Origin of the sequence: Nitrosomonas sp. sh817 (assembly GCF_030908545.1) — a bacterium.
Taxonomy (GTDB): Bacteria; Pseudomonadota; Gammaproteobacteria; order Burkholderiales; family Nitrosomonadaceae; genus Nitrosomonas.
This window is the reverse complement of record NZ_CP133083.1, coordinates 2,652,268-2,670,007: the sequence shown is the minus strand read 5'-3', so window position 1 is coordinate 2,670,007 and position 17,740 is coordinate 2,652,268. Positions and strand designations below refer to the sequence as shown.

Sequence of the window (17,740 nt, the reverse complement as noted above, 5' to 3'; positions counted from 1 at the left end):
TCGGCAAAGGCTGCTATAAAAAACCCCCTGCACCTGCGCCCGATGCCGATTTAATTTTGCCGCGTCTCAGCGGCCTTGCAAGTGGGATATCAACGCGGCAATACCTGCCTGAGCAATCTGAGCATCTTGGAAAGACCGCACGCCGCTGACGCCGACGGCGCCAACGAATTGATCATCGATAATGATCGGCAAACCGCCTTCAACCGGCAATGCGCCGGGTAATTGCAAGTAATGCAGACGGCCTTCGGCAATGTTTTCTTCCAGGACTTTGGTCGGACGCCGGAAAGCGATCGCAGCGCGGGCTTTTTCAATGGCGACAGTGACGCTGCCAAACTGGGTGTTGTCGAGCCGCTGCAAGTACAGCAAATGACCGCCATCATCGACGATGGCAATCACAACCGGCCACTGATTCTGTAGCGCTTCGCTTTCGGCGGCTGCGGCGATTCGCTTAACATCGTCGAGTGTGAGTATTATTTTTTGAGTCGTCATCATGATAAGAATTGAAGATCGTCAGTGTTTATATTTTTGCAAAGGGTCAAATGCCGGCGCCGTTTTCAAATAGTTCATGCCGGGTTTGAGCTTGTGTGATATTACTGCCGGGCGGCACACTGCGGGTCAGCCAGACATTCCCGCCGATCGTTGAACCCCGGCCGATGGTGATCCGGCCCAGGATTGTCGCGCCGGCATAAATGACAACGTCATCTTCCACAATCGGATGACGCAGATTGCCTTTCACTAAAGCACCGTTTTCATCGACCGGGAAACGTTTAGCGCCTAATGTGACCGCCTGATACAAACGGACATTGTGGCCGATGATTGCCGTTTCACCAATCACCACCCCCGTGCCATGATCAATGAAAAAACTGCCGCCGATTTGCGCGCCCGGGTGGATCTCAACCCCCGTGACCGAATGGGCGATTTCCGAAATCATACGGGCGATTAAAGGCACGCCCAATTCGTGCAGCACATGCGCCAAACGGTAGTGCGTGATTGCCGTGATGCCGGGATAGCAAACCAGGACTTCATCGATATTACGCGCCGCGGGATCGCCCTCATACGCCGCTTTGATATCGCTTTCCAGCAAACGCCGGACTTCCGGCAAGCTTTTGGCGAGCGCCTGGGTAATGGCGACCGATTGCGCGCGATCTTCATCGCTGAGGATCTCCAGGCCGGAGTTATAGTGTAATTCGTGCTGAATTTGCACCATCAACTCGCGCAGTGTCATATTCAGAATATGCCCGACATAGTGATCGATACCTTCGTCCGCCAGCTCCGCGGAACCCAGCCGGTTTGGAAACATGGCGGCGCTTAAGCCTTCCGCGACACTTGCCAGAATTTTGCGCGATGGCAGACGGGGCGGCCGGTCGTGGCGGTTACGGCTTTCCAGTGATGCTACGCGCAGCGCGCGAAGTTCGGCTACGATGCTATCGATATCCAGATGCGTGCTGCGCAGCAAGAGCTCTCGCGTTCTTTTACTATTGTTCACTATGTTGTCAAACCTTGTGCATCAAACATGCCTTCAAACAAGATGCTGCTCAGATAGCGTTCGGCGGAATCCGGCAGTATCACCACGATGGTTTTGCCGGCGTTTTCCGCACGCTTGGCATGGCGCACCGCAGCCGCTACCGCGGCGCCGCAGGAGATACCCGCGAGTATGCCTTCTTCGCGAGCCAGGCGGCGAGCGTATTGTATCGCTTCTTCATTACTGACTTGCTCGATTTCATCGACCAGGGACAAATCCAGATTGTCCGGCACAAAACCTGCGCCGATGCCTTGAATTTTATGAGGCCCGGGCGCTAATGAAGCACCGGCGCGTTTCTGCGACAGTACCGGACTTGCCGAAGGTTCAACCGCCACCGAAGTGATTGCCTTGCCTTTGGTTTGCTTGATATAACGGGAAACACCGGTAATCGTGCCGCCGGTTCCGACACCGGCGACAAAAATATCGACCGCGCCATCGGTGTCGTTCCATATTTCCGGCCCGGTAGTCTTTTCATGAATCGCCGGATTGGCGGGATTCTTGAATTGCTGCAACAGCACATAGCGCCCGGGATCGGAAGCGACGATTTCTTCCGCCTTGGCGATTGCGCCGCTCATGCCGCGCGCGCCTTCGGTCAGTTCCAGCTTGGCGCCCAGCGCAACCAGCAGTTTCCGCCGCTCCAGACTCATGGTTTCCGGCATCGTCAAGGTCAACGGTATGCCGCGAGCCGCTGCCACAAAAGCCAATGCAATCCCGGTGTTGCCGCTGGTCGGTTCGACAATTTCTTTCCCCGGGCCGAGTAACCCTTTTTGTTGCGCGTCGTCAATCATTGCCGCACCGATGCGGCATTTAACCGAATAAGCGGGATTACGTCCCTCAATTTTTCCAAGCACCAGCGCGGGCGCGCCATCGGTTACCCGATTGAGACGCACCAGCGGTGTGCGTCCAATCGATAATGAATTATCTTCAAACCAATTTGCCATGATTTTCCTTTTAGTTGACGTTGCGCGAACTGCTTGTTCATTCAGTCAGTAAATTTTTCCCCGGATTTCGTTGCCGGAGCCGGTGTGGCAATTACCATACGCTTGCCGGTGTTCTAATTAAGCGGACTGTTCTTGATAACTGCCGTTTGATCCAGAAACAGATTCTATCATTGTTTTCAGGGTGAGATTAAAGCGGTAATTTTACGGAAAACCCTTGCTGACCGGAGGTACATGCTTCGGTGGTATCAGCTATTGAAGTTTACTGCAAAACTTGCGGATAAAAGCGATGGCCGGGATCGATCATATTGCGCCCTTGGTAACGTCAAAAATACTCCGGTTGTCACGAGTTAATCATTGGTTTTTTCTTAATAGCAATTGGCGCGAGACTAGGTATTTTTAAGCTGAACTTAATCCCTTATTAATCAGGTCTTTAGTTCAAACATATAGGAAAATCATAACGGTCGAAATAGCAGACGGTCTTAATCCCTTATTAATCAGGTCTTTAGTTCAAACAAGAAAACAACGACAAAAAGCCTTGGAACTGAAAGTCTTAATCCCTTATTAATCAGGTCTTTAGTTCAAACTCCGACGGTGCTGACAAGCAAGCTGAATCCGAATGGTCTTAATCCCTTATTAATCAGGTCTTTAGTTCAAACATGACGAAATGGATTGAATATACCGGCAGTGATGAGTCTTAATCCCTTATTAATCAGGTCTTTAGTTCAAACACAGACAGGTAAGAATAGAGCAGACATCTAAAGGTCTTAATCCCTTATTAATCAGGTCTTTAGTTCAAACGAACGTAAGCCATCACATCGAACCTTGTCTGTTGAGTCTTAATCCCTTATTAATCAGGTCTTTAGTTCAAACCCGGCTTTTCTCATCAATAAATGGGTAGGAATTTCCTGTCTTAATCCCTTATTAATCAGGTCTTTAGTTCAAACACCTTGTCTGTTGAAGCCTGAAAATTTCAGGTATGTCTTAATCCCTTATTAATCAGGTCTTTAGTTCAAACCGGCGAGAATTGCTTTATAAGTATTTATAGGTTCTAGTCTTAATCCCTTATTAATCAGGTCTTTAGTTCAAACTTCTGCTACAGATGCGGGAATTCATTGTATTCTACCGTCTTAATCCCTTATTAATCAGGTCTTTAGTTCAAACCTTTTATAATTGTTTATTAATGCACAGGAGATGAAGTCTTAATCCCTTATTAATCAGGTCTTTAGTTCAAACATAAAATCGAAATAGCTAAGCTGATAGTAAAATACGGTCTTAATCCCTTATTAATCAGGTCTTTAGTTCAAACTTCATCCAGCAGGGCCAAGTATTACCGGCTGTTAAGTCTTAATCCCTTATTAATCAGGTCTTTAGTTCAAACACCGCAATTATCTTTTCTTCATCGGCTGCTGCTGGTCTTAATCCCTTATTAATCAGGTCTTTAGTTCAAACCGACAAGAGATTTATAGATATTCAGGATTGTTGTCTTAATCCCTTATTAATCAGGTCTTTAGTTCAAACGGGTTAAGAAAATAAGAGCACATGGCAGGCAAGCGTCTTAATCCCTTATTAATCAGGTCTTTAGTTCAAACTGTTCAACGTCATCGACTCAGGTTCCGCAGCCGCAGTGTCTTAATCCCTTATTAATCAGGTCTTTAGTTCAAACGTACACCGTCGTTTTATCGGCTGTGATGGTTGGTGTCTTAATCCCTTATTAATCAGGTCTTTAGTTCAAACTGTCAGTGCGAGGATTGCAGGGGCGGGGATATTAGAGTCTTAATCCCTTATTAATCAGGTCTTTAGTTCAAACTTTAAATTCTGTTAAACAACTTGGAGACCACCCAGTCTTAATCCCTTATTAATCAGGTCTTTAGTTCAAACAGATCGATCTTTAAACACGCAGGTGCCACTAAAGTCTTAATCCCTTATTAATCAGGTCTTTAGTTCAAACTTCCAGTCGGAATTCGATAAACAGCGGCAATTATATATGTCTTAATCCCTTATTAATCAGGTCTTTAGTTCAAACACCATTTGACGCAGCAGCTAAGGCTGCCGAATGGAGTCTTAATCCCTTATTAATCAGGTCTTTAGTTCAAACGACAGAAAATCATGAAATTCAATTTTTACGCAGAGTCTTAATCCCTTATTAATCAGGTCTTTAGTTCAAACAATTCTTCAATACGGCCTATTCGCTGGAAAATGGTCTTAATCCCTTATTAATCAGGTCTTTAGTTCAAACCCTAGGTTTTATGAGATCGAAGACACCGAGACAACAGTCTTAATCCCTTATTAATCAGGTCTTTAGTTCAAACGCGGCCATCCAGTGAGCTATTAGAAATAATGGGTCTTAATCCCTTATTAATCAGGTCTTTAGTTCAAACTAAAGAGTAAAGGTATGTTCACAGCCGGAAATGTGTCTTAATCCCTTATTAATCAGGTCTTTAGTTCAAACAAACTATTAAAGTATTATTGAGTAATAAAGAAAGTCTTAATCCCTTATTAATCAGGTCTTTAGTTCAAACTTGATTTGCCATGTACATTAACCACCTAACCCTAGTCTTAATCCCTTATTAATCAGGTCTTTAGTTCAAACTTAACTTAACCACCAAAGGAGAAACTATGAGTCTTAATCCCTTATTAATCAGGTCTTTAGTTCAAACGGGACACATTACCCGATCATTCACCCGAATGATGTCTTAATCCCTTATTAATCAGGTCTTTAGTTCAAACTCTCAAATAGTATGGGGATTACCGGCTTTTCTAGTGTCTTAATCCCTTATTAATCAGGTCTTTAGTTCAAACGTGGAGGCAGGACTTATGGTGTATTGCTTGAGTCTTAATCCCTTATTAATCAGGTCTTTAGTTCAAACTTTGTGGTAATCAATGGGGGAATATTATGTATAGGTCTTAATCCCTTATTAATCAGGTCTTTAGTTCAAACAAATATATGCATTACATTGGTTTATCTGCGTGATGTGGGTCTTAATCCCTTATTAATCAGGTCTTTAGTTCAAACCAAATTTTACAAAACAATACCGATGTAAAGGAAACGTCTTAATCCCTTATTAATCAGGTCTTTAGTTCAAACAATTTGAAATTGCAAACAGGCAAGACCCGGATTTGTCTTAATCCCTTATTAATCAGGTCTTTAGTTCAAACAAAGCGTGGAGGTAAGGTAGATGATTATATAGAGTCTTAATCCCTTATTAATCAGGTCTTTAGTTCAAACGTACAGACCAATTACAAATATATCGTGCAACTCGAGTCTTAATCCCTTATTAATCAGGTCTTTAGTTCAAACTTCATGTTTTTAAAATAATCCTTGACACACACAGTCTTAATCCCTTATTAATCAGGTCTTTAGTTCAAACATTGTATGATGCTGTGCTCGCGTCGCTGGCTTTGTCTTAATCCCTTATTAATCAGGTCTTTAGTTCAAACCGCATGGTTCATTTCTTTTATAGTTTTCATAAGCTTATAGATGGGGTTGACAAAAAATTTCATTTCTCAAAAGTTAGCTTGACGCGATGAGCCAATTGGCCAGATGCTGCTGCAGATGTTTCAAATCTGAATGGCAGCATAAAGCAATATTGAGTTCTCTGGCGCGGGCGCGGCTGGCTTTATCGAGGTTATTGAAGCTGACCAGCATCGCGCGACCCTGCAGGCCGCCCATCAGGTCGCGCAGGCTGTCGAGTTTATACAGCATATCCGCATCCTTTTCAAAGTGTTTCGTTTTGCATTCGATCAGATGCAGGCGGTTGGCATGAATCAGGCCGACATCGATTTCATTTTTTACCGCAATTTTACCTGCCGGATGGCGCTGAATGGTAATGTTGCACGCCACATCCTGGATGCCGCATTTTTGTTTCAGTTGAAAACAGGCGGCATACGCGTGCATTTCAAGCCAGCCGCCATTCGCGATGAATCGTGCCTGCGGGTCGGAAAAACTGATCAGCCGGTGCTCGAGGCGGCAGATACCGGCGTTCTCGAATAATTCAAGCAATTCCCATAACACCGACCGGGCCTGACGGGTATGATCGATTCTGGCGCTCAATCGCGGGTTATTCGCCTGATACGCCAGATAATTCAGCGTACCGAGTTCATCGGCATAACGGTCGATACCGGCCAGCAATTGGCGGGTCAGTTCCTGAATCGCTGGCGGCACGCTTTGCGTTTCTGCAGGAATATCCACCTGATCGGCACCATAGGCCATCAGATAATCCTTCAGTCTCAAACGGTCGGCCAGCTCGTGCGGCGGCAGTTTCGGCGACAGCCACAGCAGCCGGTCATGCCGGGGATGCGCATAGTAAATCGGCGCATTTGCCGAACGAAATGCCTCGCAGGCGGCGATACTCATCAGCTTGGTGCCGCCGGTAGCGTTGAGCGCGATACCGCCATCCGGGTAATGGCAGAGAATGTCGAGCACTGTATCGCTGACCTGCTCCGCATCCCACGGGTCCGCGATGGCGCGGGATTCAACACCGATGCCGCGCGGCTTGAAAATATTCTCCAGCGCCCGCGCCCGTTCCCGCATATCCGGGCTGACCAGCATGATGACTTTCTTCGGCTTGACGGCATCGTCCAGCATGGGGGTGATGTTGGGAATGGGCTGGGCGGAGACGAGGATGAGGTGGGTATTAAGTTTCATCAGATTTGCGGTACTCCACAGGTTGCCGGTTTAACCGGGGTAATCGTCCGGGAGCTGTGCCGGCAGGGTTTTGATGCCGGACTTTGCGGTTTCCTCCAGCAACATGGGTATGAATTGACTTTCCAGCCATGCGTAGATGGGTTGCCACTGATTGTTTTGAATAGGCGTAAAACCATGCGCGAGTATCGAAGTATTGCGCGCTTCGATGTGGCTGCGCAGGGTGTTTTCCTGCTCAGTGATAAAAACCGCCGCAGGCCCTTTTGTGTGATGCTTGACCAATTGCCAGGCGTTAAACAGTCCCGCTTGCCACTGGCCTTTACGGTTTTGCGTCAGGGTCAGGTGACCAGGAATTTGCTCCGGCTTAATATCGCCGGTTTCAATATTAACCCGTGTTTTTAACAGCCATTGCGCGCTCCATTCAATAAGCCGGTAAATGCGAGCAACCGCATCGTCATAGCGACCCTGGGCGGCACGGCGTTCGGCGTTGCGGAATAAATCAAGCAAGCGCGCAGCGTCACATTTATCTTGATTGTTGTCATTCAGTTGGTTTGCGGTGCTGAGATATTTCTTCAAATGATCCGGCAGGCTGGGCGCATAAGTTTTCAGGATTGATAATGCCTGCGCATGATTGAAATTATCCCATTCGGCGAAGGCGCGGCTCAATTCACGAAAGCGCGTGTATTCATCCCGCAAGCCGCCGGGCGGTTTGAGTCCGGCCAGCCCCGCAACCGCCTCGCTGTAGGCGTAGCGCTCCCATGCCCGCCGGTAAGGTTCGGTTAACCTACGGTAACGCACCCGCTCGCAATCGGCTTTGCCGGAAAACTGCGAGCCATCCTGCACCTTGATCAAATCGGCGCGGCTGCCGGTAACGAGCTGCAAGTCAATGCCGGGACTTTCCACCACCGCCATCACCAACCCCGCGCTCATCGATTTGGTGCCGCCGGTATAATCGGCCACTATCCAGGCATCCGGAAAGCGGCGGCTGATGGCATCAATCGCGGTAATACAGTCCAGGTAAATGCGGTCAAGATTATCGGAAAGGGTCAGCACCGTTTCGTACTGTTCTGACGCAAGGCCGGTTTGGGTTGGAATGTTGGGCAAAGTGGGATTGGCGTCGCCGTTGTGCGCTTTAATGCAGTTACCCTTACCTTCGATTTGTACGCGGGAACCGGGCTGATTGGTCGCCTGGTCTTTGTCGGTACAGATAAACACCGCGAAATCCGGCCGCAAATCGTTGATCGCGCTAACGATAGGCTGATGACTTCCGCCGACGGTACAGATGAGGATTTGGGGCATAAAATTAATCCACTCGGTTATTCCACTATTACGTTTTTAAGGTTTTTATCAGCTCCTTGGCTTTTCTGTTGTCCGCAGCGCCAATGTATTGCACAATACTTTTTGCCACCGCCAACAATTCCAATCTGGACTCATTCGGCCAATCAGGGGCTTGTTCGATCAATTTGCGTAAATCGCCATAAAGCTGTCCACCGATCTGCTCGCGTACTTTGTTGGCCTGTTTTTGCTCAAACTGCTGGCGCAAAGTTTCGATTTGCAGTTGTTCCTGCGTCAGAGCGGCACGGCGTTGCTCTTCGGCCTGCTGCTCGGCAATCCGGGTTTGCTCTTCTTCGAGGTGGCGCTGCCGCTCAATGGCTTGCTGCTTCCGGTGCTGTTCTGTCGCCAGACGTTCTGCGGCACGTTTCTCAGACCATTGCTGTGCTTGCGCGTGCTGACTGCGGCAGAGCTCAGCCAGTTCCGACCAGTCATTGACCGGTGTATTACCGGCGTGGATTTCAACCAGCAACCAGCCGAAGGGAAGCAAGCCGGTGCGCTGTTTGGGATCATTGGCGGCGAGCCAGAGAGTTTTGGGCGCATCGGCGCATTCCGGTTGTTGCCCCTTACCTTTCATGATTCTGATGTTGCCGTTACGTGCACCCGATACGGTGACCGCTTCCGCACCGGAATGCCGCCCAATGCGCAACAAGAATACTTTACCGGTTTTGATGCGTTCTTGCGCCATCGCGAGTAGCTCGGCTAATTGTTTCAACCAATTGCCGTCGCCATAGCCTCGTTCTTGCAGTAATGTACATTCGGACTTCAATTGCGGCAAATAGAAATGATTACAGGCCATTGCAATATTGGTGATCGAAAAACGTAACGATTTGGCTGGTAATTTTTTAGGTGCTTCCAGGCCGACATGCTGAATCGTCATCTGCCCATTGAAGCCGTTACCGTAGAACGCCGGCACGCATTCCAAGATTTGATATAGGTTCTCGCCCATAGCCTGACGCAAAGTCCCCTTCTCATCAACCACCGGTGACTTTTTACGATTAACCGCCAGATAAATCTGAGTTGCTGGTAGACACTGCGCGGTATCCCAAGCCGCATCACCAAGCTGAATCAAACGCAGCGGATCTTGCTCCAGCACTGGCCTACCGCGTTCAGGATCGAGATACTGAAACAAGCGCCCCTGAAATTCGTGCAAGCCCTTGCGTTCGCTTGCACGCTCGCCTTGATTAATTTGATCCAGTAATGCCGTTCGTATTGCACCTTTTACCGATGAACCGAACAACACCGGTTGCCGGTTGACCGGATTGCAGGCGGTACGGTCGATTTCCAGCTTGTTCAAAACCTGGCCGCCGCCACTTTCGCGGTTGGCGGTTTGTCCGACCCGTTTGCCGTATAAATCCGCTACGCCGTTCAGTACCGGTATTGCGTTGATCGACCAAGGTTTGAGTTTATCGCGGCGCTCGTAAAAGAAACGCTGTACGGCTTTCAGCATGTCTTCGTTGGCGCGGGCATTGACGATTTTGTTCAGTTCGTTACGGTCGGTTCCGGTCAAAGCTGCCAAAGCACCGCCGGTGTCGAATTCGTACAGCGTGCCATCGTCGATGACATAGTTGGTGGGCTCGTAGCTGTCGCCGGTGCCGATATGAATGGGCGACAACGGCGTGTAAGTCAGGGTGTAGTGTTGTAAAAAATCGCTCATGTTCGCTCCTGGAGATGAATGGCGATACTGGGGGCATAGCCCTGATGCACAGTGGCGGACAGCGTTTTTGACAGCTTACCGTTACCGCCGATGCCCTGACCGATAAAGCCGGATGCAGGTGGCTGGGCAGCAAACACGGCGGCAGTCTGCGCCAGCAGCACTGGATTTTTGAAGGGTTTACTTTCCTGATGCACCGCAATATCGCCATGACGGCCGAAGCGGGTGAACAATTGATAGAAGCTGTTTTTACCGTCAAACCCCAGTCCTTGCGGTGCGCACGGGGCCAGCGTCAGACAGGCATTGGCTCCGGCTTGACCGGGTAGCGTAGTTTCCGCAAACCCGGATACCGAAAATTTGCCCTGACCGATACTGGCGTCGCGGCCAAAGCCAATGTTGCCGATGTCTTCCAGGCATTGCCGGCAGTCGTCCTGGCTCAAGCGTTCAGTGTTCAGCAACAGGTAAATTGTCCATGCAGCGGAGGTTAAGAACCATTCCTGCTCGATACTGTAGGGCGCAAAACCGCCTTCACCGGTAGTATGGGTCTGGCGGTTGATGGTGTTGTGCGGTTGCGGGTGTTTTTCACTGAGGTTTTTAGCCTGGCCGATAACATCGGACGCCGTTTTTGCCTGTGCCAGCCATTGTGTTACCGGCACGTTCGAAGCTTCCTCCGGCAACCAGCAGCGTTTTTTGACGGCTTTCCTGTCTGCGCCATCAATCTTATCGTAAAAACGACCGGGCAGTTTCGGCAGCGGCAAATAGCCCTGTGGAAAGGCATCCGATACCACGGCAAAAGGCTGACCGCTCGTATAGCCGTCCAACAGTCCAGTCAAACGGTTTTCACCCAACCGGTTTCTGATCGCCCAGCACAGTTGGCCAAATAGGGTGTCGCCTTTCAATGGCGTAGCGAAAGCCGACTGTAATTTGATGGTAATGTGAAATGCTTGCATTCAAACCTCCCAGTCGACCAGTTGCAATCCTTCGATACGGCTGAATTCGCGAGTGTTGTGCGTAACCAATGTCAGACTGTTGGCGAGAGCAATCGAAGCGATTTGCAAATCATAAGGACCAATTGGATTGCCTTGGCGGTGCAAATCGGCGCGGATTTTACCGAAAACCAGGGCTGCTCTACCGTCAAAAGCCAGCGATGGAAAGTGATCGAAAAGATTTTTCAGCAACTGCAGGTTTTCTCGCTGGCGGCTACTTTTATAAGCACCAAAATACAATTCCGCTTTGACCACATCACATAGTATAAGTCTGCCCGGTGCATGCTGGTGAATACGGGATTTAACCGGTGTATCCCCTGGATTCAAATAACGCACCCAAACGTTGGTATCTAGCAACCACATTATTCCAGCTCCAAACGTTGTTCGTAGCTGCCCTGCGATTCCCTGGTTAAAGGCTCGCCAGCCCATGCTCCGGCTGTAGCTTCAAAAAAACCTTGTGGCCAACCGTTTTCGTCCACTTGTCCTGCTAATTCTGTCTGCCCGGATAGCGGCCAGATTATGATTTCCACAGGCTGGTGACGTAATTCTTCAGGTATATCAATGCTGTCGGGCGCATCGTGGTAAATTTTACGTATCGGTTTCATCTTGTCTCCCTAGGGATTAATCGTTTCGAGTCTGTCCTGAACGGATTGGTCGTCCAGTTTCAAGTCAGTGAATCTGATTTTGCCGTAACCGCGCGAACCGGAACCACCCAAACCGGTTAATTCCAAGAGTTTCAAACCCTGCAGCACGGTATCCAATAAATCCTCGCTGTCATGGACGCGGATGGTCAGATTGAAATCGAATTTCGCGGTAGCCGGGACGCGTTCAGTGTTGCGAGGGTGTTCGGCTACACCACGGATGCGGTCAATCATGTTTTCCATCTTGGTCTCGGTGAGAGGCAGATTTTTAACATCCCTCATTTCCGTCACCCATGCTGGATCAAGCGAGCAATCCCAGAACGACAGGCGGCTGGGACCAATTTTCTTTACCAGATCATCGTTATTATTGCTGTCGGGGGCGCCACCGAACAAGCGAATCAAGTTTTCGGCCTTCTCTTTAACGTCACCGGGTAAATTGTTCAAATGTTTAAAGCTCAGCGGCTGGCCCTGGGTAATCTCGACCACGCCCAAATGCCACTCCAGCAAACTACGCATTTTGCCCTTGATACTGGAACCGGGAATGTAAGGCTCTTGAGTAATCGGGTTTTTGATCACCGGATTATCGGTGCCGCCGATGTGAATTTCGGTATTGCCGCTGCCAATATGCAAGCCGCTAACAAGTTCGATTTGTCCGGTGAGTTTTTGGATTTTAGTGAGTTGCATTTTTGGCTCCTTAATCTTTGGGTCTTTTTTCTTTGTAAAAGCCCATAAAGGCTTCCATGAACAGCTTGAAGTGGCGTAATTCATTGACCGTTTCCACTTGTTTCAGACAGTCAGATATCAACTTGACATAGTTGTGATCAACCAGTTTTCTACCCAGCGCATAAGCTGCTTTAGCATTGATCATGCGGACGAACGGCAGATATTCTGGGAATTTGTTGGGATTTAGACTGGCTTTATTCTCCCACATGACGATTTCATCGTAGAAGCGACGAAGTTGAGTCGGTTTGTTACTGTTTTTGTTTTCGGCGATCTTTTCGGCTGCTTCTCTGGCAACGTCGTCAAATAAATCAAAAGTGATGTTTTTAAACACTACTCTTGAAGTGTCGATAGGTGTCGACTGCCTATCTTCGTATCCGCCACGGTTCTGGCCAGTTCTTGATTGCGGTTGGTATGCCATCGAAATTCTCCTTTATAATTTTAATCAGACTACAGGAACAACGCTCTTACAAGCTGCATCAGTCACGTTGCTGGTACAAATGACAAAACAACGCAACGCGATAATTGCCGCCATACTCTCTAATACCGGCAACGGCAATTTCTTGCGCCAGCTCGGCTTGCCGGATTTTGCGCTGGTCTTTGTCGAATTTCTTGTTGCGTTCCAGCATTCGCGCGGTACGGTAGGCAAAATAGCTGTGCCAGAGCGCATTTTCCGGTTTCTCGCCAACCCTCTCCGCCATATCGATCAAGTGTAGCAAGCCATAGACGTAGCCGGTGCTCAAAGCATTCTCCTCAACCAGACTTTGTAGTCGCGGCAAACGCTGTGTCAATAATTCCTGGAACTCAACCCAGGACATGGTTTGTCCGAAACAGGTCACGGCATTTTTCGGCGGTATATCGGCTTTTTCAGGATTATGTGCCTTGGCTTGCTCCAGCGCCTGTTCCGCCAAGTCACCAATTTGATTGATCGGCAAACCCGGTTTTGTGGTGCTGATTCCAGCGGAAAAGTGTACATGCTCATTGTTGGCAACATATTTCTGAAAAGCTTGCCACATTTGCTTGGATAGTTTGATTTGCGACAGCCACGGTCCGATCAGGAAGAAATCATCGCCACCGGCAAACACGGTGTAAGTGTCGGGAAATTCGTGTTGGCATAGCCAGGGCAGATAAACGGTAAAGAAATTGTTGAGCTGCCGCGATAAGGCGGCGGTCTTGCTGAAGCTGGCATCGTCACCGAGACCGGATTCAAAGATACTGCCCAAATTGTCGACATCGCCTTTCAGGGTAGATAGTGCGCTGATGCCGATCCATTTGCCTGATTCATCTTGACGGCGATTGGCGCAAGCCAGATGATTCAGAGTTTTGGCGGCATCTATTTCCAGTTTTTCCTCGATGCCGATGTACTTGTCCCATTGCTCTTCGAGCAAGTCTGTTGCCGATGCAATCGGCACATAAGCGTTGATATTGCGGCGGGCATAACCATTCCACAGTGCTTTATCGGCTGATTTGGGCAAAGAAAAATCCCAAACACGCAAAAGATTGCCGTTTCTGACTTCAGCACCGAATTCACCTTTTGCGCTTTCATCGTCGGTGAAACTGAGTGCATAACCAAAGATCGTCAAACTCAGGGTACTCAGTTTCTTATCTTCCCGCAGTGGTTTGCGGGTGATCAGGATGCGTTGTTTGTTGGATTTGACCAGCCATGAACCAATATCAATTTGATCATTGGCTAAGTTGCTGATCCACTCGCCATCTTTTTGCACTTTAGCCGGTGAGCGCCCATCGATTTTGCACTCGCCATATTCGAATTCGTCGAGGAAACCATCGAAAACGATCCGTTCGTTGTTACAGAGATCGAAACGCTGGCATTTTTTGATTTCCATTTGCGCGAACAGCCTGTCGATCAATTGACGGTAAGGACTTTTCTCGTTCGCTTGATTACCGGTTTTGCGGCGAAAATTGTTGCAGCAGGCTTCCGTCCAGGCCAGACCGACACCGGCCTGACCAAAGCTATGGGCCAGGAACCACTGATCGAGTTCATTCTGCACCTGCTGTAATTTAGCTTTAGTCTGGTCAGTATTCGGCGCGACAATCATGAATTTACCGGCTGCGTTGATCACCTGACTGGTGGAGGGTAAATCCAGAACATCCAATACTTTGAGCGCAGCACATTCAGTCAGCAGCGACACGTAAAACGATCGGCCACGCAGCAGTTTTGCAGCACGTTTATTGGTTTCTCCGCTACTAGCGAAGATAAAATCCTGAATACCGAAGAAATCGCCTTGTACAAGCAGGAATTTTTTCTCTCGCCAACTTTCCGTCTGGTCACTCAGTTGCTTGCGGGCATTGTCATCGGTTTGGTTTTTTTCGTGGTGGAAACGCCATAGCGCAGTCGCCAATGCGGCGGTCACTCGCGAATGATCGTACAGCGAAACGTCCGGACGCACATTGAATGCCGTAGCAGATGGGATGGCTTGGGTGTAAACACCCCACGCCGTTTCGAAATGGTCTAGCCACAATGACCAGTTACCACGGTGCGATTGGGGTATTTTCTTTAGCGCCTGGGTAAACCCCTGCCAGAGTTCAAGATATTCTTGTTGCGCTTTATCTTTATCGTTATGTTCGTACTCCTCGGCTTCAACCGGAAAAATGCTGTCTGGCGAGAGTGGCTTGAGCGGATAGCGATAATCAAATTGACGTTTTTCCAAATTTTCTTTGTTTATTTGCTCAAACAATGTCATCTGGCGGGCGGTGTAATGGTTTTTACCGGTGCGAGTTATATCTTCGCCCTGGTTGTAAACTTCGAATTCCTCACGATCAAAACCCGAAGCAACCCGGTCTGCTGTGGCGATGATCCATTGCAGAAATGTCTCTGGTTTATGGTGTTTTGCAGCAGCGTTGATGAACGAATCGTCGGCATCTTTGGTTTTCCAGGAACCGAAAGGCGCAAAATCAGTGCCGGTTAAATCGGGTAAATAATCTTCGATCAAATCCATCGCCAAGCCGGTATAGGCGGCATGAACATGAGTGAAATAGCCCTTAGCATCGGTGAACGCCTTTGGATGCGGACAATAGAGCTGTTTGTTATCTTCCAAGATCTGCGAATTTACCGGTATCCTTGCCCGCTCGGCAAATTTCCCCAGATCATGCAGAAATGCTGCCAGAGCAATGCGGCTGGATTGTTCCAGCAAAGAGCTCATACTCATCCGTTAGTCTCCTGTCGAATTTCAATTTGATTATGTTCCAATGTAATTCGATACTGCGTCCTTGGCCGCTTCCCTTCCGGTGTTATCAAATACGGTTGCGCCGCATAAGCCAGGGTTTGTGTCAACGTTTTATTGATTCTTGATTTACGCTGCTCGAAAAATGTTTTACTCATACCATCCTTCAAAGTATCGATAGTGCGGTCTGCAACACCCATTTCACCGCTGATCCGGCGGTAGTGCTGTAAAAACTGACTGGCGTAGGTGTCATCCGGTGCGCCGTCGCAGGGGCAATGCGGCGATGGTTGTCCATCGGTTTGCCGCTGCAACAACCAGAGATAAAACGCCAGATCGGCGGGACTGAGCTTGATGGTCTTGCCGTGCGCGATGCACTGACGGTTTTTCAAGTTGATGGTCAGATGCGCCGGACCAAGCGCCTGTTGCGCGGCTGCCACCGATTGGGTGAAACTGGTTCTGCCTTCCAGCAAAGCCTGATCGAGTCCATGCCGCAGGCGCACGAAGGCGATGTCGGCCAGCATGACTTCTGCATTCTGCGTATCCAGCGGCTTGCGGCTGGGGTCGTTGCCGTAGATGACGTGCGAATACGGCGTCGGATAATAAAACTGCGGGTGCGATTCATAATCGGACGACACCAGCACATGACTGAGACGGTCCCTGGCGCGGCCGTACAGTGACAAGGCGTAACCCGCGTAAAAGCCCATGGTTTTGCGGCCACCGGCAATCGATACATGTAAATCGCTATGCGGGTCGACGGTAAAAGTCCTGATCCATTCGGTAATGGCATCGGCCATGGCCTGATTGTCGGCTTGCGTGCGGATGTCGGTGAGCGGTTCACCGTTGACTTGCCGCAGAACATGGATATTGGCTACTGAAAATTCCGGTTGCTTAAGGTGATAGTCTCGGCAGAAACGCGCCAGCCAGCCATCGTTGATCAGCGTCAGTCTGGCGCGCTGACTGCCTTCCGCTGTGGTCAGTATATGAACGGCTGAAGGCAGTTGTTCGCCCTGATCATGCAGGGCATACAGGGTTTCGGTGACGACCTGCGGCGTCAGTCCGGTAACGGCCAATAAAATGGTTTGTATGCTCATTGCGTCAGTATAGTCGCTTGGTTGGCGGATTGAATATCCGGCAAGCTTGTCGGTTCGATCGTGTATGCACCCATGCCCATGCTGGTGCCCTTGCCGACATGCGTCCATTGCCCGAGCCAAAGGTAGGGCCAGAAATCTTCCAGACCTTGCATGTTCAGGCTGATACTGCCCAGCAATCCGCCCATTTGCATTTCGGTTTTCTGGCGGGAGGAATAGCGGGTCCAATCGTACCAATGGAGATTCTGGGCGCTGAATTGGACGTTCCGGGCAGCAGCTGCAAGTCCGGCAAAATCCGTTTCCAATGGCGTGTCGGTATGAAAGTAGCAGATCATTGAAATACGCCGCAGTAAGGAACTAAACAATGCGCCAAAGCTGAAATGACCGGCGGCAAGATTTTTATTGTCCTGTTTGATACGCACCGGAGAATGAAAAATGATAGTGATTTTTTCCGGCATTTCAGGCAACGGCGGGCTTTGCAGCGGCTGCTGGTTGCGTAATTCCGCTTCCTGATAAACCGTGATAGGCTGGCCCTGAAAATCAATCGCGTCGACTTTGTTCAAACGGAACGGCTGCCGGTTTCCGCCGATACCATCCTGCCCCGCCATGTGCATGGCGTGAATAATATAAGGAAAAAAGCGCTGACCATGACCGAACAGGTTCATGTCAATACTGAATTCCTGCGTTGAGGATTTTGCTGCGGTAAAGCGGAAAACAAACGGATGCGGTGTGGCGGTATATTTGCGCATTTTTTCAGCATCGGCTGGCGGTGGCGTCTCGAAAATATAACTGTAAGCGCAGGCCTGTTTCAACAAACACTGCTGACAAGGCGTATTGCGAACGACGCAGACTGTTCTTTTCAAAGCATGGCCAAATGCACCGCGCCAGGCAGAACCGGGATAATCCGGTAAGCGTACCGGATTATCCGTATCAAAGTAAAAACGATAGCTGCTGAGAGGAATGGAAGGATTATTGATTGTTGTCATTTTCTTTTTTTCATGTATCAATCAAAGCCGGTAGATATCGCGCGCC

The 17,740-nt window shown here is 49.1% G+C and carries 14 protein-coding genes and 1 CRISPR repeat array; all 14 genes read right to left on the bottom strand.

The features are described from left to right. Positions 1 to 66: 66 nt before the first annotated feature. The 14 genes from RBH92_RS12645 to cas6 all read right to left on the bottom strand — a co-directional run bounded on the left by RBH92_RS12645 (position 67) and on the right by cas6 (position 17,694). Entirely contained in the window at positions 67 to 492 is a 426-nt protein-coding gene (locus tag RBH92_RS12645) for a GlcG/HbpS family heme-binding protein (RefSeq protein ID WP_374049939.1), read from the bottom strand. 43 nt (positions 493 to 535) lie between these two features. Further along, entirely contained in the window at positions 536 to 1,486 is a 951-nt protein-coding gene (gene epsC / locus RBH92_RS12640) for a serine O-acetyltransferase EpsC (protein WP_374049938.1), read from the bottom strand. Beyond that, positions 1,486 to 2,463 carry a cysteine synthase A gene (gene cysK, locus RBH92_RS12635; protein ID WP_307932369.1) on the bottom strand — a complete coding sequence of 326 codons (978 nt, stop codon included), beginning with the start codon at positions 2,461 to 2,463 and terminating at the stop codon, positions 1,486 to 1,488. The genes epsC and cysK overlap by 1 nt, the downstream gene beginning before the upstream one ends. Positions 2,464 to 2,867: 404 nt before the next feature. Then, a CRISPR array of direct repeats spans positions 2,868 to 5,901; the repeat unit is 37 nt; unit sequence GTCTTAATCCCTTATTAATCAGGTCTTTAGTTCAAAC. Between the two features lie 73 nt (positions 5,902 to 5,974). Continuing rightward, positions 5,975 to 7,108, bottom strand: coding sequence for a Card1-like endonuclease domain-containing protein (locus RBH92_RS12630; RefSeq protein WP_307932368.1), 1,134 nt, complete (start codon positions 7,106 to 7,108; stop codon positions 5,975 to 5,977). Between the two features lie 30 nt (positions 7,109 to 7,138). Beyond that, a complete protein-coding gene (locus tag RBH92_RS12625) occupies positions 7,139 to 8,404 on the bottom strand; it encodes a TIGR02710 family CRISPR-associated CARF protein (RefSeq protein WP_307932367.1) in 1,266 nt (421 codons plus the stop codon). Positions 8,405 to 8,432: 28 nt separating this feature from the next. Further along, the gene (locus RBH92_RS12620) at positions 8,433 to 10,094 is read right to left on the bottom strand and encodes an RAMP superfamily CRISPR-associated protein (protein WP_307932366.1); all 1,662 of its coding nucleotides are present in this window, start codon (positions 10,092 to 10,094) and stop codon (positions 8,433 to 8,435) included. Continuing rightward, the gene (csm4, locus tag RBH92_RS12615) at positions 10,091 to 11,041 is read right to left on the bottom strand and encodes a type III-A CRISPR-associated RAMP protein Csm4 (RefSeq protein ID WP_307932365.1); all 951 of its coding nucleotides are present in this window, start codon (positions 11,039 to 11,041) and stop codon (positions 10,091 to 10,093) included. The genes RBH92_RS12620 and csm4 overlap by 4 nt, the downstream gene beginning before the upstream one ends. Then, on the bottom strand, positions 11,042 to 11,440 hold the full coding sequence (locus RBH92_RS12610) for a type II toxin-antitoxin system VapC family toxin (protein WP_307932364.1): 399 nt from the start codon (positions 11,438 to 11,440) through the stop codon (positions 11,042 to 11,044). Then, entirely contained in the window at positions 11,440 to 11,682 is a 243-nt protein-coding gene (locus tag RBH92_RS12605) for a hypothetical protein (RefSeq protein WP_307932363.1), read from the bottom strand. Before RBH92_RS12605 ends, RBH92_RS12610 begins: the two co-directional genes overlap by 1 nt. Positions 11,683 to 11,691: 9 nt before the next feature. Continuing rightward, entirely contained in the window at positions 11,692 to 12,402 is a 711-nt protein-coding gene (gene csm3 / locus RBH92_RS12600; RefSeq protein ID WP_307932362.1) for a type III-A CRISPR-associated RAMP protein Csm3, read from the bottom strand. Positions 12,403 to 12,412: 10 nt separating this feature from the next. Next, positions 12,413 to 12,859 carry a type III-A CRISPR-associated protein Csm2 gene (gene csm2 / locus RBH92_RS12595; RefSeq protein ID WP_307932361.1) on the bottom strand — a complete coding sequence of 149 codons (447 nt, stop codon included), beginning with the start codon at positions 12,857 to 12,859 and terminating at the stop codon, positions 12,413 to 12,415. A gap of 58 nt (positions 12,860 to 12,917) precedes the next feature. Then, entirely contained in the window at positions 12,918 to 15,605 is a 2,688-nt protein-coding gene (gene cas10 / locus RBH92_RS12590) for a type III-A CRISPR-associated protein Cas10/Csm1 (RefSeq protein ID WP_307932360.1), read from the bottom strand. Then, a complete protein-coding gene (csm6, locus tag RBH92_RS12585; RefSeq protein WP_307932359.1) occupies positions 15,602 to 16,711 on the bottom strand; it encodes a CRISPR-associated ring nuclease Csm6 in 1,110 nt (369 codons plus the stop codon). Before csm6 ends, cas10 begins: the two co-directional genes overlap by 4 nt. After that, positions 16,708 to 17,694, bottom strand: a complete 987-nt coding sequence (cas6, locus tag RBH92_RS12580; RefSeq protein ID WP_307932358.1) for a CRISPR system precrRNA processing endoribonuclease RAMP protein Cas6 — start codon at positions 17,692 to 17,694, stop codon at positions 16,708 to 16,710. Before cas6 ends, csm6 begins: the two co-directional genes overlap by 4 nt. Positions 17,695 to 17,740: the final 46 nt, after the last annotated feature.

Bases quoted from the DNA above. Each gene is read 5' to 3' on its own strand.
- RBH92_RS12645 (WP_374049939.1), bottom strand. From the start codon at position 492: ATGATGACGACTCAAAAAATAATACTCACACTCGACGATGTTAAGCGA.
- cysK (WP_307932369.1), bottom strand. From the start codon at position 2,463: ATGGCAAATTGGTTTGAAGATAATTCATTATCGATTGGACGCACACCG.
- RBH92_RS12630 (WP_307932368.1), bottom strand. From the start codon at position 7,108: ATGAAACTTAATACCCACCTCATCCTCGTCTCCGCCCAGCCCATTCCC.
- RBH92_RS12625 (WP_307932367.1), bottom strand. From the start codon at position 8,404: ATGCCCCAAATCCTCATCTGTACCGTCGGCGGAAGTCATCAGCCTATC.
- RBH92_RS12620 (WP_307932366.1), bottom strand. From the start codon at position 10,094: ATGAGCGATTTTTTACAACACTACACCCTGACTTACACGCCGTTGTCG.
- csm4 (WP_307932365.1), bottom strand. From the start codon at position 11,041: ATGCAAGCATTTCACATTACCATCAAATTACAGTCGGCTTTCGCTACG.
- RBH92_RS12610 (WP_307932364.1), bottom strand. From the start codon at position 11,440: ATGTGGTTGCTAGATACCAACGTTTGGGTGCGTTATTTGAATCCAGGG.
- RBH92_RS12605 (WP_307932363.1), bottom strand. From the start codon at position 11,682: ATGAAACCGATACGTAAAATTTACCACGATGCGCCCGACAGCATTGAT.
- csm3 (WP_307932362.1), bottom strand. From the start codon at position 12,402: ATGCAACTCACTAAAATCCAAAAACTCACCGGACAAATCGAACTTGTT.
- csm2 (WP_307932361.1), bottom strand. From the start codon at position 12,859: ATGGCATACCAACCGCAATCAAGAACTGGCCAGAACCGTGGCGGATAC.
- cas10 (WP_307932360.1), bottom strand. From the start codon at position 15,605: ATGAGTATGAGCTCTTTGCTGGAACAATCCAGCCGCATTGCTCTGGCA.
- csm6 (WP_307932359.1), bottom strand. From the start codon at position 16,711: ATGAGCATACAAACCATTTTATTGGCCGTTACCGGACTGACGCCGCAG.
- cas6 (WP_307932358.1), bottom strand. From the start codon at position 17,694: ATGACAACAATCAATAATCCTTCCATTCCTCTCAGCAGCTATCGTTTT.